Here is a 21,463-nt window from a genome sequence, read left to right as displayed (position 1 = left end):
CCCAATCTCATTCAGTGATTGCTCCGCAAGGCGCGGGTGATGCCACGCGCGGTGGTGAGCAGGACCGGGATCACCGCCCGGCCGTTGCCGTCGTTCGGCACGATGGCGGACAGCGTGGCCACGGCCGGCTGCCGGCCGTCGCTCACCGGCACGGCCACGCCCAGCGCGTCGGAGTGGATGTGCCCGGGGCAGTACGCGTAGCCCTGGCGGCGGATGGCGGCCAGGGTCGCGCGCAGCCGGTCCGGGTCGGTGATGGTGTTCGGCGTGTACCGGGTCAGCGGGCCGGCCAGCACCTGCTCCCGCACCTCGTGCGGCGCGTGCGCGAGCAGCACCTGGCCGGAGGAGGAGGCGTGCAGCGGCAGCCGGCCGGCGATCCGGGTGTAGTTGATCACTGCGCCGGGCGCGGACAGCCGCTCCACGAACAGCACCTCGGTGCCGTCCCGCACGCCGACCTGCACGTGCTGGCCGACAACCGCGTGCAGGTCCTCCAGGAACGGCATCACCGCCTCGCGCAGCGACACCGCCGGGGACGCCCGCGACGCCAGCTCCCACAGGCGCAGGCCGATCCGCACCCTACGGTCGCCGTCCCTGGTCAGCAGCCCGTGCTCGACCAGCTCGGCGACCATCCGGGACGCGGTGGCCGGGTGCAGGTCGGCCCGCGCGGCGATGTCGGACACCCGCAGCGAGGTGTCCCCGGACCCGAACGCGGCCAGGATGCGCACCGCCCTGGTCAGCACCGACTCCCCGCCGCGAGCCATGGCTATTGTCTCCCGCGCGCGCCGAACTGGGCGCGCGCTCGGCCAGCGCGTTCCGCGCCGAACCCGATGGGCAGGCCGGCGTAGTTCTCCGCCAGCCCGGTCGCCCCGGCGGTGCTGCCGGCCACCCAGCGCAGCTGGGACAGCTGCAGCTGGGCGTCGAACTCGTCGCCGCCGGTGTGCAGCATGGTGGTCATCCACCAGGAGAAATGGGTGCACCGCCAGACCCGGCGCAGCGCGGTGTCCGAGTAGTCGTCCGCCGGCCCGGGGTTGCGGTCCTTGACCAGTGCGGTCAGCGCGGGCGCCAGAAGCGCCACGTCGGCCACCGCCAGGTTCAGCCCCTTCGCCCCGGTCGGCGGCACGATGTGCGCGGAGTCGCCGGCCAGGAACAGCCGCCCGTGGCGCATCGGCGCGGTCACCAGGCTGCGCATGGGCAGCACGCTCCGGTCGGTGATCGGGCCGGGGTTCAGCGTCCAGCCGTCCCCGTGGCCGAGCCGGGTGGCCAGGGCGTCCCAGATCCGCCGGTCGGGCCAGTCGGAAAGGTCGGTGCCGTTGGGCACCTGCAGGTACAGCCGGCTGACCGTGGCCGAGCGCATGGAGTGCAGCGCAAACCCGTCCGGGTGCCAGGCGTAGATCAGCTCGTCGGTGGAGGGCGGGACGTCGGCCAGGATGCCCAGCCAGGAGTGCGGGTAGGTGCGCGACCAGGTCCGCTTCGCGCTGTCCGGGATCGCCGCCCGGCTCGGGCCGAACGACCCGTCGCAACCGGCCACCGCGTCGGCGTCCAGCCGCTGGGGCCGGCCGTCGCGGTCGGTGAACGTGACGTACGGCCGGTCCGACTCGCACGCGTTCAGCCGGACGTCGGCGACCTCGTAGTGGATCTCCTGGCCGTCCGCGTCCCGGGCCCGCCCGAGGTCCTTCTGCACCTCGGTCTGCCCGTAGATCCACACGTTGCGGCCGACCAGGTCCACGAAGTCCAGGTGGTGCCGCTCGCCGGGCCAGTTCAGGTAGATGCCCCGGTGCGGGTCGCCCTCGGCCTTGAGCCGGTCGCCCAGCCCGGCGGACTCCAGCAGGCGCACCGTGGAGTCCTCCAGGATGCCGGCGCGGATGCGCGACTCCACGTAGCCGCGGGACCGGGCCTCCAGCACCACCGAAACCACTCCCGCCCCGGCCAGCAGGTGGGACAGCAGCAGGCCGGCCGGCCCGGCACCGATGATCGCCACTTGGGTACGCATGGCCGGTAGTGAACGCCTCGGGGGGCCTCACGCGCCACCACGATCTTTCACTCAGTGGAAGCTGCGGCGGATGCCCTGGGCGGCCACCTGCAACCCGGCCACCAGCCGGGGCCGCACGCCCTTCAGGCTGGGCACCACCATGCCCAGCGCGGCCACCACGCTCCCGTTCGCCGTGCGCACCGGCACCGCCAGCGATGCGGCACCCAGGCTCATCTCCTCCGACGTCTCCGCGTAACCCTCGCGGTGCACCCGGCGCAGCTGCGCGCGCAGCCGGCCGGGCTGGGTGATCGTGTACGGGGTGACCCGGGTGAGGTCGGCGAACACCGCCGCCCGCACCTCCTCGGGGGCGTAGGCCAGCAGCACCTTGCCCACCCCGGTGGCGTGCATCGGCAGCCGCGAGCCGACCTGGCTGACCACGGGCACCGAGGCGTGCCCGGCCAGCCGCTCGACGTAGAGCACCCGGGTGCCGTCCCGCACGGCCAGGTGCACGGTGGCCAGGGTGGCGGCGTAGAGGTCGTGCATGAACGGCGAGGCCACCTCGCGCAGCCCGGACTGCACCGGCGCGAGCAGCCCCAGGTCCCACAGCCGCCGCCCGACCACGTACTCGCCGGACGGCCGCCTGGTCAGTGCGCCCCACTCGGCCAGCTCGCCGACCAGCCGGTACGCGGTGGTCAGCGGCAGTGCGGAGCGCTGGGCCAGCTCGGTGAGGGTGAGCGCGCGGTGGGCGGCGTCGAACGCGCCGAGCAGGGCCAGCATCCGGCCGGCGACGGTCGCGCCCGGCGTCCCGGTGTTTCCCGCCATGGGTCACAGTCTTCCACTGAGCGAAAGCTTCCGTTAGGGGACGGGTTCACCGGCGGCCTACCGTGCAGCCATGACAGCGTCACCCACCACGAAGCAGGCGGAGATCAGTGCCGAGATAGCCGAACTGGCCGATGACCGCTCCGGCGCCCAGCCCAGGCTGGACTACCCGCCCTACCGGAGCAGCCGGCTGCGCCACCCCGGCCAGCCACCCGTGCCGGTGGACCCGGAGCTGGTGGAGCTGCACTCCCCGGTGTTCGGCGTCCAGGACGTGGACCCGCTGGAGGCCGACCTGACGATCGCGCACCGGGGCGAGCCGCTGGGCGAACGGATCGTGCTGAGCGGCCGGCTGCTGGACACCGACGGGCGGCCTCTGGCCGGGCAACTGGTGGAGATCTGGCAGGCCAACGCCTCCGGCCGGTACGCCCACCAGCGCGACCAGCACCCCGCCCCGCTGGACCCCAACTTCACCGGCAACGGGCGCTGCCTGACCGGCCCGGACGGCAGCTACCGGTTCGTCACGATCAAGCCCGGACCGTACCCATGGCGCAACCACCACAATGCCTGGCGGCCGGCGCACATCCACTTCTCCCTGTTCGGGCGGGTGTTCGCCGAGCGGCTGGTGACCCAGATGTACTTTCCCGGGGACCCGCTGTTCGGGTTGGACCCGATCTACCAGTCGATCACCGACCCGGCCGCGAGGGAGCTGCTGGTGGCGCGCTACGACCACGACCTGACCGAGCCGGAGTGGGCCACCGGGTACCGATGGGACATCGTGCTCGGCCCCGGCGCCGGCACCCCGACGGAGGCCCGGCCATGAGCCCCGGCGAAGGCACCGAGCGGGCGCCCAGTTCGGCGCCCGCGGGGAATACGAGCACTCCCGGGCAGACCGTCGGCCCGTTCTTCGCGTTCGGGCTGCCCTATCCCGGCGGCCCGGAGCTGGTGCCGCCCGGCCACCCGGAAGCGGTCCGGTTGCACGGCGTGGTGCTCGACGGCGCCGGCGATCCGGTGCCGGACGCACTGCTCGAGCTGTGGCAGCCCGACCCGGCCGGCCGGATCCCCCGCGAACCGGGTTCGCTGCACCGCGACGGCTACACCTTCACCGGCTGGGGCCGCGCCGGCACCGACAACGCCGGCCGGTACTCCTTCACCACCTTGCCCCCGGCACCCACCGAACCGGCCCGCGCGGCGTTCTTCGCGCTGGCCGTGTTCGCCCGAGGCCTGCTGGACCGGCTGTTCACCCGGGTCTACCTGCCGGACGACGAGGTCGCGCTGGCCGCCGACCCGCTGCTCGGCGGCCTGCCCGAGGAACGCCGGCGCACGCTGGTCGCCGCGCGGGACCCGCACGGCCTGCGCTTCGACGTGGTGCTGCAGGGCGAGGGGGAGACGGTGTTCCTGGCCCACCGCCATGGCTGACCCGTTCTGGCCGGGCGACGAGCGCGCCGGTTCGCTGTTCTCCGGGCCGGCGCTGCTGGACGCCATGTGCCGGGTAGAGGCGGCCTGGCTGGCCGCGCTGGTGGACATGCGGGTGGCCGGCCCGGAGGCGCGCGACGACCTCGCCGGATTGGCCGGCCCTTCCGATGTGGCTCGAGTGGCCACCGGCGCCGAGGCCGGCGGGAACCCGGTGATCCCGTTGCTCGGGTTGCTCCGGGAACGCCTGCGGGCCCGCAACCCGGCCGCCGCCGACTGGCTGCACAAGGGGTTGACCAGCCAGGACGTGCTGGACAGCGCCCTGATGCGGTGCGCGGCCGACCTGCTGGAGCGGCTGCGGGGCGAGCTGTCCGACCAGATCTCCGGGTTGGTCGAGCTGACCGAGCGGCACCGGGGCACCCCCATGGCCGGGCGCACGCTCACCCAGCACGCGGTGCCGATCACCTTCGGGCTGAAAGCGGCGCAGTGGCTGACCGGCGTGCTGGACGCGGCCGAGGACCTCGCGGCGCTCACCCTGCCCGCGCAGTTCGGGGGCGCGGCCGGCACCCTGGCCGGCGCCGCCGAGCTGGCCCGGCTGGCCGGCCTGCCGGACCCGCCGGCCCGGGGGAACGAGCTGGCCACGCGGGCGGCCGCGATGCTCGGCCTGCGGGCCGGCCCGCCGTGGCACACCGCGCGCGCCCCGGTCACCCGGCTCGGCGACGCCCTGGTGCGCGCCACCGACGCCTGGGGACGCATCGCCGCCGACGTCCTCACCCTGTCCCGCCCGGAGGTCGGCGAGCTGGCCGAGGGCACCGGCGGCGGCTCGTCGACCATGCCGCACAAGGCCAACCCGGTGCTGTCCGTGCTGGTCCGGCGGGCCGCGCTGGCCGCCCCACCGGAGGCCGCGCGGCTGCACCTGGCCGCCGCCGACGCCCGCGACGAGCGGCCGGACGGGGCCTGGCACCTGGAGTGGTCCGCGCTGGCCACCCTCGGCCGGCACACCGCGACCGCCGCCGGCCAGACCACCGAGCTGCTGCGCGGGCTGCGGGTGTTCCCGGACCGGATGGCCGCCACGGCGCGTTCCTCCGCCGACGCGCTGTTCGCCGAGCGCCGGTCCCTGGCCCCGGCGGCGACCGGCGACTACCTCGGCGCCGCCGACCTGATCATCGACGCGGTGCTGGACCGCGCTCATCGTCTTAAGGTGCAGCCATGATCTCGGTGTCCGTGACCCGCCTCGGCTCGCCGGACCGGCCGCCCCTGCTGCTCGGGCCGTCCCTCGGCACCTCCTCGGTGGTGCTGTGGGGCGCGGTCGGCGAGGCGCTGGCCGACGAGTTCCAGGTGCTGGCCTGGGACCTGCCGGGACACGGCGCCAGCCCGCCGGCCACCGCCGGGTACACCATGGCCGAGCTGGCCGACGCGGTGCTCGCTTCGGTCGCGGACGCCGGGCCGTTCTACTACGCCGGCGACTCCATCGGTGGCGCGGTGGGCCTGCAACTGCTGCTGGACCACCCCGACCGGGTGCGCGCGGCCACGCTGATGTGCACCGGCGCGCGCATCGGCACCGCCGAGGCCTGGACCGAACGCGCCGCGCTGGTGCGCGAGAAGGGCGTGGCAGCGCTGCTCGACTCCACCCCCGGGCGCTGGTTCGCCCCCGGCTTCCCGGATCGGCATCCCGGCCCGGCGAACGCGCTGCTCGACTCGCTTCGCGCGGTGGACGGGGCCAGCTACGCCTTCGCCTGCGAGGCTCTGGCCGGGTTCGACGTCCGGCACCGGTTGGCCGAGATCACCACCCCGGTGCTGGCGCTGGCCGGCGGGCACGACGTGCCCACCCCAGTGGCCGGCCTGCGGGAGATCGCGGACGGGGTCCGCGACGGCCGCCTGGTGGTCCTGGACGAGGTCGCACACCTGGCCCCGGCCGAGACCCCGGCCCGGGTGGCCTGCCTGGTCGCCGCGCACAGCCGTCCGCCGGACCGCCACGCGGCCGGGATGCGGGTGCGCCGTGAGGTGCTCGGCGACGCCCACGTGGACCGCGCCAACGCCGGTATCGACGGGTTGACCAGGGACTTCCAGGACTTCATCACCCGTTACGCCTGGGGCGAGATCTGGACCCGCCCCGGCTTGGACCGCCGTAGCCGCTCCATGATCACGATCACCGCGATGGTGGCCAGGGGGCACCACGAGGAGCTGGCGATGCACCTGCGGGCCGCGCGCACGAACGGCGTGACGGTGGAGGAGATCAAGGAAGTGTTGCTGCAGGCGGCGGTGTACTGCGGCGTCCCGGACGCGAACACGGCTTTTCGGATCGCCCAGCAGGTGTTCGGCTCGGATTGACCGGTTCTGTTCCCGGTGCGACGCCGGTTTCAAAGATTGCTTGGACGGCCGCCGCCGGGTTGGTCTGCCGCGGCTTGGGTGCGGGCCGTTGCGTCGGGGTGCGGGGCGACGCTCCATCTTCCCATCCGCCTCACGTACTCAGCGCGCAAGATCGACATCAACCTCATGGCCCCTGGTGGCGTCCGAAAGGTGCGTGAGGTTGATGTCGATCTTCGCGGCGGACGGCGGGCCGCCGATCGACGTGCGAGCCGGCTCCCGAGCCGACCCACGCCGGCGCCTTGGCTACGGAGCGCGACCCAGCGCCAGGATCGGCTACGGAACGTGGCCGGAGGCTGGCCGGGTGACCGAGATCTACCACAGCGGGCTTCGATCATGAGCGGAGCCCGCTCAGGTAGATGTCGGCGGAAGAGCCCGACCGCGCCCACCGAACCGCCGACCACACGCAACGGCCCGCACCCGGGGCGCGGCAGACCAGCCCGGCCGCGGCCGTCCAAGCGATCTTGAAACCGGTGCCGCACCCGACTAGCGGTAATGGTCACGGTAGCGCTCGCGCACCACGTTCTTCTGGATCTTCCCCGTGGACGTCCGGGGAAACTCCTCGGTGAAGATGATCGACTTGGGCACCTTGTAGCCGTCCAGGCGCCCCTTCAGCGCGGCGATCAGCTCGGCCTCGCCGAGCTCCTCCCCCGGCCGAGCCACCACCACCGCCGTGATCGCCTCGCTCCAGCGATCATGTGGCAGGCCGACCACAACCACCTCGGCGATCCTCGGCTCGACCGCGTAGACCGCCTTCTCCACCTCGATCGACGCCACGTTCTCCCCGCCGGTCTTGATCACGTCCTTGTAGCGGTCGGCGAACCAGAGCACGCCGTCCGGGCCGAAGTGGCCGACGTCGCCGGAGTGGAACCAGCCGTGCGCGAACGCCTCCGACGTGGCCGAAGGATTATGCAGGTAGCCGCTCATGGTGGACGGCCCCCGGTAGACGATCTCGCCCTGCTCCCCCGCCGGCAGCAGCTCACCGTCCGGGCTCATGATCGCCACCTGCACCCCGGTGATCGGGGTGCCCACCGCGCCGATGTGGCTCAGCTGGTGCTCCGGGCGGAACAGCGTGGTCACCGGGCTCATCTCGGTCTGGCCGAACAGCAGGGCGAAGTCGCAGCCGAAGCCGTCCAGGCAGGCGCGGATCAGCGCGTCCGGCATCGGCGCCATGGCGTAGACGCACCGGCGCAGGCTGGACATGTCCCGGCCGGCGAACGACGGGTCGTCCAGCATCGCCCGGTACATCATGGGCAGGCCGAACACCTGGGTGATCCGTTCCCGCTCGATCAGGTCGAGCAAGCCGGCCGGGTCGAACCCGCGCAGCACGTGGATGGTCGCGCCGACCATCACCGCGGGGGTGCAGAACGCGTTCAGCTGAGCGGTGTGGAACATCGGCATCATCGCGGCGAACCGGTCGTCGGCCCGCCAGCCGGAGTCCAACGCGCCGGACATGGACTCCAGGTAGATGGCCAGGTGCGAGCCGACCACGCCCTTGGGGAAGGACGTGGTGCCCGAGGTGTACAGGTAGCTCAAGGCGTCCCGGTCCTCGACCAGGAACTCCGGTTCGGCCTGGTTGTCGCTGTACAGCTCGGCCAGCTCCAGCCATCGCCGGTCCGCCGGTTCGGGCGTGTAGCCGCCGCCGGTGCCGGGCGCCACGACCACGTCCGCGACGTCGGAGACCTTGGCGACCGCCTCGGACATCGCGCCGACCAGCTGCGCCTCCACCACCAGGCCGCGCGCGCCGGAGTGGCCCAGCACGTAGGCCACCTCGTCCGGCCGCCAGCCGAGGTTGATCGGGACGCAGGCCACGCCGAGCTTGGCGCAGGCGTAGTACACGGCGAGGAACTCGGCGCTGTTCCCGGACGCCAGCCCGAGCACGTCGCCCCGGGTGTAGCCGCTGCCGGCGAGCCCGTGCGCGAGCCGGTTGACCAGCGCGTTGAACTCGGCGTAGGTCCACGCCCGCGTTCCGTCCACGACGGCCGGTCTGTCCGGCCGGGCGGCCGCGGCGCGGGTGAGCGAGTCGCCCACGTTCACCCGCTGGATGAGGTTCTCGGTCAGCTCCATGCGCAGCCCCGTCCGCTCCGTTGCGTTCTCAGGAACATGCGACACTCCGGCCGACGCCCGGTCAAGCCGTCCGCTCGGCCGACATCCTTTCGGTTACAACGACGCGGTCAGCGGGTGAGCATGTCCAGCTGCCGGCGGGCCTCCCGCCGGACGGGTTCGGGCAGCGCCGGGGCGCGCTTGCCGGCGTCGGTGGCCAGGTGCCCGCACAGTGCGAGCAGCACCAGGCGGCCGGAGTGGCTGTTCAGGTCGGCGGCGAACTCCTTGCGGATGCGGGCGGCCAGGGTCGGCACGGCCAGCGAGTGCAGCAGCAGGGTGGCCGCGTCCAGGCCGCGCGGGGCCATCCCCCAGTCCGCCCAGTCCAGCAGCCAGCAACGCGGGCCGGTCAGGTTGGCCCAGGTCAGGTCGGCGTGCGCGGGAACCCATTCGAAGCTGACCGGCCGGGGCGGGGCGGCGCCGAGCGCCCGTGCGGCGCGCTCGATGAGCGTGTTCAGGTACGCCTCGCCGACGATTCCTCCGGGCAGGTTGCCCAGCCGGGTGGTGCTCTGCCGGGACAGCGCGCCCAGCGACCCGCGCAGCCGCGCCCACCAGGCGGCGGAGAGGTCGGGCTCGGCGGGCAGCGTGCCGGCCAGCCAGATCGGCGAGTCGGGCACCAGTTCGGTCTCGTCCGCCCGCCACCACACCCGCGTGCCGGCCTCCCGCCAGGACACCGCCTGGTACCACTCGGGTTTGGCCACGCCGACCAGCGACTCGGCGGCCTCCACACCGCCCCAGCCCCGGGCGGCCACCTGCTCGGGCGAGCGGGCCTCGATGCGCACCCAGGTGCCCCGGTCGGTGGGTGCGGACAGCGTCCAGCGCTTGCGCAGCATCGCGGACTGGTCCAGCCGCAGCCGCAGCCGGTCCTCCACGTGCGCGATGATCTGCCGATAGGGCGCGATGCGCAGGTCGTGCGGGATCGTGGCAATCAGCCGCGAGGCACCGCTCACGATCGACCGGCTGGTCCGGTTGTTCATCGGCTACTCGAATCGCAGGGCCTGGATGGGGCGCAACCGGGCGGCTCGGTGGGCGGGGTAGCCGCCGGCGAGCAGTCCGATGAGGACGGCGACTCCGAACGCGATCAACACCGGTCCGGCCGAAAGGATCGGGACCGGCAGCTCCTCGTCGATGTCGGGCAGGGTGGCCGCCCCGAGCATGGTCAGCCCGATGCCGCAGAGGACACCCACGATGCCGCCCAGGGTGGTGAGCACCACGGCTTCGGACAGGAACTGCCGCATGATCGCGGTGGTCTTCGCACCGACCGCCTTGCGGATGCCGATCTCCCGGGTCCGTTCGGTGACCGACACCAGCATGATGTTGGCCACGCCCACCCCGCCGACGAACAGGGAGATCGCCGCCACCGCGACGATGAACATGGCCAGGAACTTGATCGAGTTCTGGCTCTTCTCGATCCAGTCGGTGAACGTCTTCACGTTGAAGTCCCGGCTGGCCGGGTCGGTGATGTTGTGCCGGGCCATCAGGATGTCGGTGGCCTGCTCGGCGGCATCGTCCACGGTCTTCACCGTGCTGGACTTGAGGATGATCAGATCGACCTTGCCGCCGTTGTCGCCGACCAGGTGCGTGCGGGCGGCGCCCAGCGTGGTGATGGCCACGTTGTCGTCCTGGCCGTTGGACTCCAGCACACCCTGCACCTTGAAGTTGGCGGTGGACAGCCGCACGGTCTGGCCGACCACGTGCTCCGGTGGGGTGCCCGGCCCGTACAGCAGGTTCACCGCCTCCGGCCCGAGGATCACCCCGCGGTCGCCGTCGGTGACCTCCTCGGGTGTGAACCAGCGCCCGGCGGTGACGTGCCGGTCCAGCAGGTCCAGGTAGTTGTGCACCGCCCCGACCAGGCTGGCCTTGTTCTTGTTCTGCCCCGCCGCGACCACCACCGTGGCCACCACGGCCGGGGAGCTCTCCACGATGTCCGGGGCCCGCTGGGGATCCATCAACGCCTTGACGTCCCGGTCGGTCAGATCGCGCGGCTCCCGGCCGGAGGGCACGGCGCCCTTCGCCGCCGTCACCGTGATCTGGTTGGCCAGGCGGGAGAACTCCTTGTCGAAGTTCGCCTTCATCCCGTCGCCCAGCGCGACCAGCACGATCACCGCCGCCACGCCGGCGATGATGCCGGTGGTGGTCAGCAGCGACCGGAGCCGGTTGTTGGACAGGCTGTGGAATGCCGCGGCCAGGGCTTCCTGCATCTGCCCGGCAACCTTGCCCGAGCTGCCCCGCACCTCACCCCGGCGGGTGGACCGCACCCACAGGACCATCCGGCGCCACACCGTGGCGTCGTCGTCCGGGTAGACCGCGTCCACCGGGATCGGCTTCCCGGCCAGGGTGGCCGCCGCCGCGCGGCGCTCCCGGGCGGCGGCGACCCGGCGTTCCGCCGCCTCCGCCCGCCGCCGCGTCAGCTTCTCCCGCTGCTCGGCGAACCGGGGCTTCGGCTGCTCCCACGGCAACGGCTCCGCCGGAACGGCGGCCGGTGGCACGGCCGGCGACGCGTCGGCCCGCTTCGTCTCCGGCGGTGCGGCCGACTTCGGGGCGTCGGACTTCGGGGCGTCCGAGTTCGGGGCGTCGGACTTCGGAGCGGTGGACTTCGGGGCCGCGGTTTTCGGAGCGGTGGGCGGCGCGGATCCGTTCTGCTCGACGCCCGGGTCCGGCGCGGCGGCACCCTTCCGCTCGGCCCTGCGTCTCGGCGGTGCCGTGGTGTCGGGTGGGACGCCCGCGTTCCGCTGAACGCCCGGGTCCGGCGGCGCGGTCACCTCCGGTGACGCGGCGCCGTTCCGCTGAACGTCCGCGTCGGACGGAGCGGCGGTGTCCGGCGGTGCGGATGCTTCCGGCGGAGCGGTGGCGGGCGGGCGGGCCGGCACCGGCTCGGTGATGTCGCCGGGGCCGGGGTGCTCGGGCCGCCATGCCGGCCGGGCGTGCCGGGACCACGAAGGCGGCGGCTGCACCGGCACGTAGGGGTGGGCCGATCCGCCGTTGCCCCCGCCGGAGCCGTCCGGTGCCGGTTGCGTCCACCGGGGGCGCAGCGGCCCCGGCTCGCCCGGTGACGGGTCCGGGGCGAGCGGTGTCTGGCGCCCACCTCGGCCGAACAGCGAGCGGGTGGACCGGCGCAACCAGCCTTCCCGCTCCTGCTCCCGTTCCGGAACGTTCCAGGCCACGGGCTGGGTGACCCAGTCCGGCGCGGGGCGGTGCGGCGCGGGGGGCGGCCCGGCGGCCGGCGGCCGGGCTACCCGAGGCGGCTGGGCTACTCGAGATGGCTGGGCTACTCGAGATGGCTGGGCTACTCGAGGTGGGCTGGTCACGCCGGGCGGTTCGGCCGTCCGGGACGGCTCGGCGATCCGCACCGGTTCCGCCACCCGGGCGGGTTCGACGGCCCGGGCGGGTTCCGCGACCCGGGCGGGTGTGGTGACCCCGGCGGGTGTGGTGACCCGGGCGGGCTCGGGAGCGGGTGGCGGTTCGGCCCGCTCGACCGACGCGGCGACCTCGATGGCCGGGACGGACGCGGGTTCCTCCTGCCCGGGTCGGCGGGCGTCCATCGACCGGTCCCGGCGCTGCCGGTGCGCAATCTTGCGGTGCGCCGGGCAGCAGTACCGCCGGGGCTTGCCGGACGACACCTGCTCAACGATTTCGTCGCACCCGGCCAGCGCGCATATGACCTGGTCACTCACGGCCCGACACCTCCGCCGCGAGGTACACAGCTCTCTCCCCACACTGTGCGGACCGTGCCTGACCGGCGCAAACCCACGCTCCCCCGGGATCCATCCGTGGCACACTCACACCGATAGACGGCTCCGCTGTGCCACCCCACCGGCTGTGACGGAACTGCCCGGGCCAATCAAGAACAACTTAATCAAAAAGGAACTATAGGTTGGCGGCCGCGAGGCGCCAAGCCTTCGCAACGGAACGGCAACCAAACATACGGAACGGCAACAATGAGCGTGCGGCCCTAGACGTCCGGCCGGGCCGGCGGAGGACCGGCCAGCCGGATTGCCGGCGGCGCCCAACCCGCCGGCGCCCAACCCGGCGGCGCCCAACCCCGGGGCCCCGAACCCGGGGACGCCACGGTTACGTCGGCGGCGTCGACGAAGACGCGCCGGTGGTTGAACGAGATCTGCCACAGCTCGCGGTCCCCGGCCACCCGCCGGTTGCCGTCCGGGTTCTGGTCGGCGGCGAACCGCGCGTGGTAGTCCGAGCTCCGGACGCGCCGCACGCCGAGATAGACCTGACCGGCGGGAATGGTGTAGCCCAGCGGCGTGATCGCGCCGGCCGGAACGCCCTCCGGGTATGCCCCGGCCTCCGGGGCGGCGGCGCCGTAAACCGGGATGGTGGCGCGGCCCGGCCGGGGGGTGAGCAGCGGACCGGACGGGTCGCCCATCACCGACACCTGGCTGCGCGGGTCGCGCAGCCAGGTCAGCCGACCGCCGAACCAGATGCCGGTCCACTCACCGTGGCGGCGCGCCACCGCGAAGGACTGCCCGGCGACCGCCCGGGCCGACCAGTCGGACAGCTTGTCGGTCCCCGGCGCACCGTCCGGGTGCAGCAGGGTGTCCCCGACCAGCGGGGCGTCGTCGGCCGGGGCGGCGCGCAGCGGAACCGCGTTGCTGCCCTGGTCCGGCTGGTCGGCGCAGTTGTTGCCGGCGCACGCGCTCAGCGGCGGGGAGTTGGCCGGGAAGGACGGCGCGATGGTCAGCACGCTCGGCGTCCCCCGGGTGGCCGGCGTGGCCGGCAGCGGCGCGCCGAGCAGCTGGAAGTAGCGCGCCCAGTCCCAGTAGGGGCCGGGGTCGTAGTGCATGCCGGCGGTGCGCTTGCCGGTCAGCCCGGGCAGCTCGTCGTGGCCGAGGATGTGCTCGCGGTCCAGCGGGATGTGGTAGCGGGCGGCGAGGTAGCGCACCAGGCGGGCGGACGCCCGGTACATCGCGTCGGTGTACCAGCGGTCGCCCTCGGCCAGCAGCCCCTCGTGCTCGACGCCGATCGAGTGCGTGTTGAACCAGTAGTTGCCCGCGTGGAAGGCGACGTCCTTGGTCGGGATGAACTGGGTGACCTGGCCGTCGGACGAGCGGACCAGGTAGTGCGCCGCCGCCCCCTTGCGCGGGTTGCGGAACAGCTCGATCGCCCGGTCGTAGTTGACCTCGGTGTTGTGGACGACGATGTAGCGGATGTCATTGCCGTCGGCCGGGCGGTCGGCGACGTCGTAGTTGCCGTAGGTGTCCGGGTCGGCCGGGTCGGTCTGCGCGTAGGCCGCCGGGACGAACCGGCAGTCCAGCTCGGGCGGGCATTCGGGGAGCGGGGACCCGGCGCGCGGCACGTACAACGCCAGCGCGAGTGCCGCGACCAGTGCGCCGAGGGCGCACAGGCGACGTCCCACCGACCGCAAACCAACCCCTAGATCGACCGACCAGCGCGAGTCTAGGGGCGAGCCGGTCCGACACCTTATTCCCCACCGAGAAGTCAAGTTTGCCCCCTCCCCACGTGCGCGGACCGGTCTGGATAGGCCACTATGTGTAGGTGCGCGTTTCAGCAAGAGCCGACTATGCGGTCCGGGCGGCGGTGGAACTGGCCATCGACCCGGGGCAGCACCGCAACGCGGAGTCCATCGCCCAGGCGCAGGACATCCCGCAGAAGTTCCTCCAGACCATCCTGTGCGACCTGCGCCGGGCCGGCATCGTGGCCAGCCGGCGCGGCATCGACGGCGGGTACCGGCTGGGCCAGCCGGCGAAGGAGATCAGCGTGGCGGACGTGGTCCGCGCGGTGGACGGCCCGCTGGCCACCGTGCGCGGCGAGCGGCCCCAGGACCTGAACTACGCCGAGGCCGCCGAGGCGCTGCGGCCGCTGTGGGTGGCCATGCGGGCCAGCGTGCGCGGGGTGCTGGAGAACGTCACCCTGGCCGACCTGGCCTCCCGGAAACTGCCGGCCAAGGTGCGCCGGATCGCCGACAGCACCGACGCCTGGCAGAACCGCTAACCGATTTCCCGGTGCGGGTCGGCCGCGCGCAGCGGCGGCAACACGTCCTCGACGAACGTCCGGTAGTTGCGCTCCCGCACGTCCGCCGGCATGCCGCCGAAGCCGAGCAGGTGCACCACGCCGCCCAGGTCGAGTTCGCGCGCCCTGGTCAGGGTCTGCTCCACCACCTCGTCCGGGGTGCCGCCGAACTGCAGGCCGGCCAGGAAGCCGTTGAACGCGTCCAGGCCGTGCTTGGTGATGTTGCGGTGCAGGCCGGCGTAGTACTCGTAGCCGGGTATGTCGGCCAGCGACGGGTTCAGGAACTCGTAGTGCTCCACGGTGGACCGGGCGTAGTCGAAGGCGTACCGGGCGCGCAGCTCGGCGGCCCGCGCCGGGTCGCGGTCCACCGTGGTGAAGCTGACCAGGATCGGCGGCGGGGGCTCGTGCCCGTTGAGGTCCGCGAACAGCTCCCGGTACGCGGAGGTCTCGGCGATCGTGGTCGCCCACGGCTTCTGGGCCAGCAGCAACAGCCCGTAGCCCAGGCCGGCCATGATCTTCGCGGACTCCGGGGACACCGCCGTCGCGTAGGTCCGGCCCCGGAACGTGGCGACCGGCGGCGGGTGCAGCTCCACCCTGGGCTGCCGGTACAGCGTGCCCTGGTGTTCCAGCACGCCGGTCTCCAGGCCGGCCGAGATCGTGGTGGCGTACTCCACGAACCGCTGCCGGGACTCGGCCATGTCCAGCCGGAAGCCGTCGAACTCGACCCGCCCGAGGCCCCGACCCAGCCCGAGCAGCACCCGCCCGCCGGAGACCGAGTCCAGCCAGGCCACCTCCTCGGCCACCCGCACCGGGTCGTGCCACGGCAGCACCATGACCATGGTGCCCAGCCGGACCGACCGGGTGCGCCCGGCCAGGTAGGTCAGCAGCTGCAGCGGGTTGGGCATCATGTGGTAGCGGGTGAAGTGGTGCTCGGCCGTCCACAACGAGCCGAAGCCGTCCGCCTCGGCCCGTTCGGCCAGCGCGAGCTGGGCGCGCACCACCGCGTGGTCGTCCTCGCCCTCGTCCAGTCCCTGGAAGAACAGTCCCAGTCCGACGTGCATGACCCATCTTTTTAGTGCTGATTCGAAAAGCCGTCAACGGTGCCGGACCGGGCCGCGCGCAAACCGCTGGCCAGCTGGACGACCAACCCGCCGAGCAGCACCAGCAACGGCGCCCGCCAGCCGCCGGTCGACTGGTGCAGCAGGCCCACTAACAGGGGGCCGGCCGCGGCGAGCAGGTAGCCGGCCCCCTGGACCAGCCCGGACAGCGCGGCGGTCACCTCCGCGTCGTGGGAGCGCAGCCCGATCAGCGTGACGGCCAGCGGGAACGCCCCGTTGCCCACGCCGAGCAGCAGCCCCCACAACCAGCCCGCCCCGGCCGGCGCGCCGAGCAGCCCCAGGTAGCCGGCCGCGTAGCTCAGCGCGGTCGCCAGCACCAGGCCGCGCTGGGCGCCGTCCGATCGCGCCGCCAGCCAGGGCACCAGCAGCGAGGCCGGCACCGCCGCCGCGCCGAACACGGCCAGCGGGATGCCCGCCCGGGCCGGGTCCACACCCGCGTCGGCCAGCACGGTGGGCAGCCAGTCCAGCACCACGTAGGCGTTGCAGGACTGGCAGCCGAAGAACACCGTGAGCGCCAGCGCCGTGCCGGACCGGTGCACCGCCATCCGCCGCGCCGGGCCGGGCTCCACCGCCCCGGCCCCCGTGGCCAGGGCCAGCCAGGGCGGAACGGCGACCAGCGCCAGGCCCGCCCAGATGCCCAGCCCGACCCGCCAGTCCCCGTCCAGCGCCCGCTGCGTCGGCACGGTCAGCGCCGCCCCGCCGGTCATACCGAGCGCGAGCGCGGTGGTGTAGAGCGCGGTCAGCGCACCGATCCGGTCCGGGAAGTACTTCTTCACCAGCGGCGGCAGCAACACGTTCCCCACCGCCGCACCGGCCAGGGCGAGCACGCTGGCCAGCAGGAACACCGGCCAGGCACCGGTCACCGCGCGCATCGCCAGCCCGCCGGCCGTGAACAGCATGGCCAACGCGACCAGCGTTTCCGTGCCCAGCCGGCGGGCCAACCGGGGTGCCCCCACACCCAGCAGGGCGAACGTCAGCACCGGCAGTGCGGTGAGCAGGCCGGCGGCCGCCCCGGAGAACGACCACGCCGCCGTCACCTCACCGAGCAGCGCGCCGAGGCTGGTCACCGCGGTGCGCAGGTTCACCGCGACCAGAGCGATGCCGACGACCACCAACACCCGACGGCCCGGCGCGGGCTCGGCACCCTCGGGACGCACCGGCGCGGAACCGGCCGCTTCGGCACGGTCCGACGCGGAGTCAGACGCGGCGGCGGCGGGCGTCGGGGAGCCGGGCGCCGCGGAGGGCGGCGGCCCGGGCCGGGCCGGCTTCGGATCGGACGTCTGGACGAGCGTCGGACCGGTGAACCGGCCGATGCTCCGGGTCACCCGGCGCGGCCGGATCGGCGCGATCGCCATCGATTCGGGCATCACACTTCCTGCTCGAGCGGACGCCGGCGGCGCTCTGGACGAGTTCGACGGTGACGGTGTCGGTTTGCCATGCGTCTGGGTCTGGCTCCGGGCGCTAAGGCGTGCACGCCCGCTCGGCGAGGAACCGGTGCTGGTTTTAGAGATCGACTTGACCGGGGCCGCGCCGGCTGGCCTGCCGCTACTTGGGTGCGGCCTTCCTGCTCTTCTCGCGCAACCAGGGTGACGAATGGTGTAGCGATGACAACCGATTCAAGATCACCATGGCATGGTGGTCACTTTCGGGCCGCCAGGTGGCCGCGATGTCATGGTGACCATGTAATCCATGATCATCAAGTAGCCCCCGGGGATGATCGTTGTTTCTGGCGGCCTAGCCTCGAAATTCGACGCTGAACCGCCACAGCTGGCGATCAAGCCCGGTCTACGGCCGCACGGCCGGGGGCTTTCACCGCGACGTCCGGAAGGTGGATGCGGCGGGCACGGTGGCGAGGGGGCAGCATTCCCCCGCCACCGGCCCGCCGCGGTTCCCCGGCCTTGCCGTGCCGAGGAGAGCGCGGCACGGCACGGCCGTCGAGGCTCCGGTTCCGGCGGGGGCTCGGTCCGCCGGGACCGGGATGGGGCGTCAGTGCTTGCTGGCGGAGTCCAGCGCGTCGTACGCCGGCGGCAGCACGGTGCTCTGCAGCACCTCGGGGTGCTCCACCGGCACCGCCGGGACGCCGTTGAGCACGTAGACGTCGGTCGGCCCGCCGGAGTCCGAGTCGGACTCGCTGGCGGCGGCCACTCCGGCCGCCGCGCCGAGCAGCGCACCCACGCCGACGCTCAGCAGCAGCGTGCGGCGAATCGAGTTGTGCATTTCTGTTCCTTTCATCGGGGTTGTCAGCAGATCGAGTCCGCCGGTTTGGGGTTGGTCAGGCCGAACAGCGGCCGCAGCCGCAACCCGGCGAACGTGCCGACCAGGGCCGCCACCCCCCAGACCCAGCCGTGCAGGCTGAACGAGGCGATGCCGGAGAAGTAGGCGCCGATGTTGCAGCCGCCGGCCAGCCGGGCGCCGTAGCCCATGGCGATCCCGCCGAGCACCGAGCCCAGGGCCAGCCGCCACGGCACCCGCCGGTGCAGCACGAACGCGCCGCCGGCGGCGGAGGCGATCAGTGCGCCGACCATGATCCCGAAGTCGAGCACCGAGATCCGGTCGGCGAAGACCGAGCCGGCCAGCGCCTTCGCGTTCGCCGGCACCTGCCAGAACGCCCAGTGCGAGGTGTCCCAGCCGACCAGGCCGAGCAGCTTGGCGCCCCACAGCCCGAACGCCGAGGTGACGCCCCATGGCGCCCCGGAAACGAACAGCACCGCCGCGTTCAGCCCGCCGAGCAGCAGCGCGCCCACCCACAGCGGCCACGACCCGCGCAGCAGCCGCACCCAGCCGCGCGCGACCGGCGGGTCGGCCATCGGCGGCGGGTTGCGCCGCTTGGCCACCCGGTACGACGCGGCCACGATCAGCGTCATCACCGCCAGGGAGACCAGCAGCGCCCCCGGGTAGCCGAGCAGCCCGGCCAGCGACACGGCCGGCCCGCTCGGCACGGTGACGAACCAGAACGTGTAGTGCGCGGCGGCGATCACCGAGCCGGCGATGAAACCGAACAGGGTCAGCACGATGGCGCTCTGCCCGCTGCCGACCGCGAACAGCGTTCCGGACGCGCACGACCCGCCCACCTGCATGCCCATGCCGAACAGGAAGGCGCCGACCAGCAGCGTGATGCCCACCGGGTTGACGAAACCCTTCGGCGCACCGTTCAGCCCGACGCCCGTGGCCAGCACGACGGCGAACAGCACGCAGGCCACCGCGAGCATCAGCATGTGCGCGCGCAGCGCCACACCCTGACCGACCGACACCAGCTGCCGCCACGCCGAGGTGAACCCGAACCGGGAGTGGAACAGGGTGAACCCCAGCGCCAGGCCGAGCACCGACGTGATCACCATGATCCCGTTCGAGTTCGCCGCCACGGCCAGCGCGAGCGCCGCGGCCAGCACCAGGCCGACGGCCACCACCGGCCAGTTGGTCGGCGGCGACTCCCGCTCCGCCGGGTGGTGCGCGGCCCGCTCCACCAGCGGCAGCCGGCGCAGGAACCCGCCCTCACTGAGTACGGACATCTCAATCCTCCTTGTCACCGGTCGCCGAGTGGTGGGTTGATCGCCACCACGGTGCCGCTCGGGTACCAACCCGCCGGGTTGACGCCGTGGGCCATCGGGATGCCCATCGGCACGTCCACCGGCGCCGCGCCGTAGAACGCGGGCCTTCCGGGTGGCACCGGGTTCCCAGACCGCCACGCCCAGGCCAGGTAGCCGCCGGCCGACGGGGTCTCCCCGGGGAACACCGCGGCCACCGTGGTCGCGTACTGCCGGGGCTCGGTCTCCTGCGGGTTGAAGGAGAGCGGCAGCACCTCCGACGGCGCCTTGTTCAGCACGTGGCTGGCCAGCAGCCAGGGTGCGAGCACAACCCCGCCGGACGGCGCGCCGGCCGCCCGCTCGGTGGCCTCGGCGACCGCGCCGGCCGCCCGCGCCCACCCGGACACCACCAGCAGGGTGTCCCCGGTCTGGGGCATGGCGGTCACCGGCAGCCGCCGGGCCGCCGCCTCGGCCCGCACCAGGGCCTGGGCGGCCACGGCGCGGGGCGAGTCGTCGGCGACCAGGTGCACGCCGGTGATCCCGCGCTGGGCCAGGAAGTTCACGGTGTCCCGCAGCGCGACAGTGTCGGCGGCGGACAGCGCGGCCGACGGGCAGCCCTCGCCCGCCTCGGCGGTGTCGAACGCCCGCAGCGCCACCCGGTCCGGCGCGGCCGACGCGGCGCTGCCGGACGCACTCGGCGCCGGCTCGCCTGGCGTCGAACCACCCGGCGCCAGATCGCCCGGCGCCAGATCGCCCGGCGCGGCCGAGGCGGCGCTGTCGGGAAGCGTCGGCTCGGTGGCTCCACGCGGGTCGTCGGACGGGTGCCCGGCGACCAGTGCGCCCAGGGCGGCGCTGGCACATTCCGGGCCGTCTGGGCCGGTCAGCGCGCGTTGCACCGCCGGGTCGCCGGGCTCGGTGCCCACGTCGACGGGCACGTCGGCGGACACCCCGTCGCCGGTGATGGTGAGCCGGTTCGCACCGACCGGGATGTCCACCACCGCCCAGCCGCCCGGCGCACCGGGCCGCTCCGCGACCGTGACCTGGGGCGCGTCCTCGCCCACGCTCACGAGCAGCCCGCCGGGCGAGCCGCTGGGCAGTGGCGCCCCGTGGTGCTGGCGGATCGGCGCGCCGCTGGGGTCGGTGGCCCCGATGTGCACCAGGTTCGGCCCCGGACGCATGGGCAGCACCTGCACGGCCAGGTGCCGCAGCGGCAGGTCGACCGGGCGCAGCAGGGCCTGGCCCGGCTCCGGCGCCGCGGCCGGCCGGGGCAGCGTGGCCAGCGCGGCGGCGGCCGCGAACGCGACCAGCAGCCCGCCGGCGGCCATCCGGCTCAGCTCGCCGGCGCGGTGCCGGGAGGCGAGCGGATAGGCCCACATCAGGGTGGCCAGCACCGGCGCGGCGGCCTGCGCCAGGGCGGCCAGCCCGTACGCCGTGTGCAGCGCGTCGTAGTCGGTGCGCGGGCCGGTGATCAGCAGCTGCGCGGTCCCCGTCACCGAGGCGACCAGTCCCGCGCCGAGCGCCACCCGTCCCAGCCGGGCCGACGGGGGCAGCGTGATGCTGAACAGCGCGGCGCCGAGCAGCGCCGCCCCGGCCGGCGCGTAAACCACGTCCAGCACCAGCGGCAGCCCCTCCCGGGCACTGCCCTGCTCGGCCGCGAGCAGCCCGGCGAGCAGCACCGACGGTGCCACCACCTGGCGCGCCGAGGCCAGCAGCAGGGGCACCGCGAGCGCGAGCGCAAGCTGCACCGCCGCGACGTACGCGGCCGCCTGCCCCGTGAACACGGCCACCACACAGGCCCCGGCAACCACCAGACCGCCGGCCCAGGCCGACCGCCGCACCCCGGCGGGCAGGGTGCCGTCTCCGGGTACGCCGTTCCCAGGCGCCCCGCCGTCTCCAGGCACGCCGCCGTCCGCGGGCAGGGCGCCGCCGCGAAGCAGGGTGCCGTCCCCGAGCAGAGCCCGGACCAGACCGGCGCCGGCGGTCAGCGCACTGGCCGCGAGCAGCAGCACCCGCACGGCAGTGGCCGCGGGGGCCGGGCTCGGGTCGACCAGCGCGGTGATCGGGTGCCAGTCCGGGTCACCGCCGCCGAACCGGACCAGCGCGAAGACCGCCGCCGTGGCGACGACGGACACGATCACCGCGGCGGCGGCGCGGGAAGATAGGGCCGGAGCCCA

General features: G+C 73.8%; 17 protein-coding genes. 5 read left to right on the top strand and 12 right to left on the bottom strand.

The genetic code is table 11. From position 1 onward, the window contains the following. Positions 1-11: 11 nt before the first annotated feature. Genes ABEB12_RS33645 through ABEB12_RS33635 form a run of 3 tightly spaced genes read right to left on the bottom strand, consistent with a single transcriptional unit; the run spans position 12 to position 2,788 of the window. The gene (locus ABEB12_RS33645; protein WP_185060019.1) at positions 12-758 is read right to left on the bottom strand and encodes an IclR family transcriptional regulator domain-containing protein; all 747 of its coding nucleotides are present in this window, start codon (positions 756-758) and stop codon (positions 12-14) included. A 2-nt stretch (positions 759-760) separates the two neighbouring features. Next, positions 761-1,987, bottom strand: coding sequence for a 4-hydroxybenzoate 3-monooxygenase (locus tag ABEB12_RS33640; RefSeq protein WP_185060018.1), 1,227 nt, complete (start codon positions 1,985-1,987; stop codon positions 761-763). 51 nt (positions 1,988-2,038) lie between these two features. Further along, positions 2,039-2,788 carry an IclR family transcriptional regulator domain-containing protein gene (locus ABEB12_RS33635; RefSeq protein ID WP_185060017.1) on the bottom strand — a complete coding sequence of 250 codons (750 nt, stop codon included), beginning with the start codon at positions 2,786-2,788 and terminating at the stop codon, positions 2,039-2,041. Positions 2,789-2,858: 70 nt separating this feature from the next. Here ABEB12_RS33635 and pcaH point away from each other — a divergent pair, with 70 nt between their 5' ends. The 4 genes from pcaH to pcaDC are packed head-to-tail and all read left to right on the top strand — an operon-like array spanning position 2,859 to position 6,526. Then, positions 2,859-3,605: a protocatechuate 3,4-dioxygenase subunit beta gene (gene pcaH / locus ABEB12_RS33630; protein WP_185060016.1), complete on the top strand. Its 747-nt coding sequence runs from the start codon at positions 2,859-2,861 to the stop codon at positions 3,603-3,605. Then, the gene (gene pcaG, locus ABEB12_RS33625) at positions 3,602-4,201 is read left to right on the top strand and encodes a protocatechuate 3,4-dioxygenase subunit alpha (protein ID WP_185060015.1); all 600 of its coding nucleotides are present in this window, start codon (positions 3,602-3,604) and stop codon (positions 4,199-4,201) included. The genes pcaH and pcaG overlap by 4 nt, the downstream gene beginning before the upstream one ends. Then, a complete protein-coding gene (locus ABEB12_RS33620; RefSeq protein ID WP_185060014.1) occupies positions 4,194-5,408 on the top strand; it encodes a lyase family protein in 1,215 nt (404 codons plus the stop codon). Before pcaG ends, ABEB12_RS33620 begins: the two co-directional genes overlap by 8 nt. Next, positions 5,405-6,526, top strand: a complete 1,122-nt coding sequence (pcaDC, locus tag ABEB12_RS42325) for a bifunctional 3-oxoadipate enol-lactonase/4-carboxymuconolactone decarboxylase PcaDC (RefSeq protein ID WP_185060013.1) — start codon at positions 5,405-5,407, stop codon at positions 6,524-6,526. The genes ABEB12_RS33620 and pcaDC overlap by 4 nt, the downstream gene beginning before the upstream one ends. 522 nt (positions 6,527-7,048) lie before the next feature. On the opposite strand, the gene ABEB12_RS33605 is transcribed toward pcaDC, so the two are convergent. The 4 genes from ABEB12_RS33605 to ABEB12_RS33590 all read right to left on the bottom strand — a co-directional run bounded on the left by ABEB12_RS33605 (position 7,049) and on the right by ABEB12_RS33590 (position 14,033). Continuing rightward, positions 7,049-8,629 carry an AMP-binding protein gene (locus tag ABEB12_RS33605; protein WP_185060012.1) on the bottom strand — a complete coding sequence of 527 codons (1,581 nt, stop codon included), beginning with the start codon at positions 8,627-8,629 and terminating at the stop codon, positions 7,049-7,051. Between the two features lie 107 nt (positions 8,630-8,736). Next, positions 8,737-9,639, bottom strand: coding sequence for a hypothetical protein (locus tag ABEB12_RS33600; protein ID WP_185060011.1), 903 nt, complete (start codon positions 9,637-9,639; stop codon positions 8,737-8,739). A 3-nt stretch (positions 9,640-9,642) separates the two neighbouring features. Beyond that, positions 9,643-12,336, bottom strand: coding sequence for an ABC transporter permease (locus tag ABEB12_RS33595; RefSeq protein WP_185060010.1), 2,694 nt, complete (start codon positions 12,334-12,336; stop codon positions 9,643-9,645). Between the two features lie 278 nt (positions 12,337-12,614). Next, positions 12,615-14,033: an N-acetylmuramoyl-L-alanine amidase gene (locus ABEB12_RS33590; RefSeq protein WP_345703371.1), complete on the bottom strand. Its 1,419-nt coding sequence runs from the start codon at positions 14,031-14,033 to the stop codon at positions 12,615-12,617. Between the two features lie 140 nt (positions 14,034-14,173). Between ABEB12_RS33590 and ABEB12_RS33585 the strand changes: the two genes are divergently transcribed. Then, the gene (locus ABEB12_RS33585) at positions 14,174-14,629 is read left to right on the top strand and encodes an Rrf2 family transcriptional regulator (protein WP_185060009.1); all 456 of its coding nucleotides are present in this window, start codon (positions 14,174-14,176) and stop codon (positions 14,627-14,629) included. Here the strand turns inward: ABEB12_RS33585 and ABEB12_RS33580 are convergent. The 5 genes from ABEB12_RS33580 to ABEB12_RS33560 all read right to left on the bottom strand — a co-directional run bounded on the left by ABEB12_RS33580 (position 14,626) and on the right by ABEB12_RS33560 (position 21,421). Beyond that, positions 14,626-15,708 (bottom strand): LLM class flavin-dependent oxidoreductase, encoded by a 1,083-nt coding sequence (locus ABEB12_RS33580; RefSeq protein ID WP_185060008.1) that lies wholly within the window; start codon positions 15,706-15,708, stop codon positions 14,626-14,628. The genes ABEB12_RS33585 and ABEB12_RS33580 overlap by 4 nt on opposite strands. Positions 15,709-15,719: 11 nt before the next feature. Then, positions 15,720-17,132, bottom strand: coding sequence for an MFS transporter (locus ABEB12_RS33575; RefSeq protein WP_185060007.1), 1,413 nt, complete (start codon positions 17,130-17,132; stop codon positions 15,720-15,722). A 619-nt stretch (positions 17,133-17,751) separates the two neighbouring features. Beyond that, positions 17,752-17,982, bottom strand: a complete 231-nt coding sequence (locus tag ABEB12_RS33570; RefSeq protein ID WP_185060006.1) for a hypothetical protein — start codon at positions 17,980-17,982, stop codon at positions 17,752-17,754. A gap of 23 nt (positions 17,983-18,005) precedes the next feature. Next, on the bottom strand, positions 18,006-19,274 hold the full coding sequence (locus ABEB12_RS33565; protein WP_185060005.1) for a YeeE/YedE thiosulfate transporter family protein: 1,269 nt from the start codon (positions 19,272-19,274) through the stop codon (positions 18,006-18,008). Positions 19,275-19,288: 14 nt separating this feature from the next. Continuing rightward, complete coding sequence (locus ABEB12_RS33560) at positions 19,289-21,421, bottom strand: hypothetical protein (RefSeq protein ID WP_185060004.1); 2,133 nt, start codon at positions 21,419-21,421, stop codon at positions 19,289-19,291. Between the last annotated feature and the right edge of the window lie 42 nt (positions 21,422-21,463).

The sequence above is a fragment of the Actinospineispora eucalypti genome, from assembly GCF_039543365.1.
In the GTDB taxonomy this organism is placed as follows: Bacteria; Actinomycetota; Actinomycetes; order Mycobacteriales; family Pseudonocardiaceae; genus Pseudonocardia; species Pseudonocardia eucalypti.
The sequence above is the reverse complement of the archived record's forward strand: the minus strand, read 5'-3'. Positions and strand labels throughout refer to the sequence as shown.

Bases quoted from the DNA above. Each gene is read 5' to 3' on its own strand.
- ABEB12_RS33570 (WP_185060006.1), bottom strand. From the start codon at position 17,982: ATGCACAACTCGATTCGCCGCACGCTGCTGCTGAGCGTCGGCGTGGGT.
- ABEB12_RS33580 (WP_185060008.1), bottom strand. From the start codon at position 15,708: ATGCACGTCGGACTGGGACTGTTCTTCCAGGGACTGGACGAGGGCGAG.
- pcaG (WP_185060015.1), top strand. From the start codon at position 3,602: ATGAGCCCCGGCGAAGGCACCGAGCGGGCGCCCAGTTCGGCGCCCGCG.
- ABEB12_RS33605 (WP_185060012.1), bottom strand. From the start codon at position 8,629: ATGGAGCTGACCGAGAACCTCATCCAGCGGGTGAACGTGGGCGACTCG.
- ABEB12_RS33645 (WP_185060019.1), bottom strand. From the start codon at position 758: ATGGCTCGCGGCGGGGAGTCGGTGCTGACCAGGGCGGTGCGCATCCTG.
- ABEB12_RS33565 (WP_185060005.1), bottom strand. From the start codon at position 19,274: ATGTCCGTACTCAGTGAGGGCGGGTTCCTGCGCCGGCTGCCGCTGGTG.
- ABEB12_RS33575 (WP_185060007.1), bottom strand. From the start codon at position 17,132: ATGCCCGAATCGATGGCGATCGCGCCGATCCGGCCGCGCCGGGTGACC.
- pcaH (WP_185060016.1), top strand. From the start codon at position 2,859: ATGACAGCGTCACCCACCACGAAGCAGGCGGAGATCAGTGCCGAGATA.
- ABEB12_RS33600 (WP_185060011.1), bottom strand. From the start codon at position 9,639: ATGAACAACCGGACCAGCCGGTCGATCGTGAGCGGTGCCTCGCGGCTG.
- pcaDC (WP_185060013.1), top strand. From the start codon at position 5,405: ATGATCTCGGTGTCCGTGACCCGCCTCGGCTCGCCGGACCGGCCGCCC.
- ABEB12_RS33640 (WP_185060018.1), bottom strand. From the start codon at position 1,987: ATGCGTACCCAAGTGGCGATCATCGGTGCCGGGCCGGCCGGCCTGCTG.
- ABEB12_RS33620 (WP_185060014.1), top strand. From the start codon at position 4,194: ATGGCTGACCCGTTCTGGCCGGGCGACGAGCGCGCCGGTTCGCTGTTC.
- ABEB12_RS33635 (WP_185060017.1), bottom strand. From the start codon at position 2,788: ATGGCGGGAAACACCGGGACGCCGGGCGCGACCGTCGCCGGCCGGATG.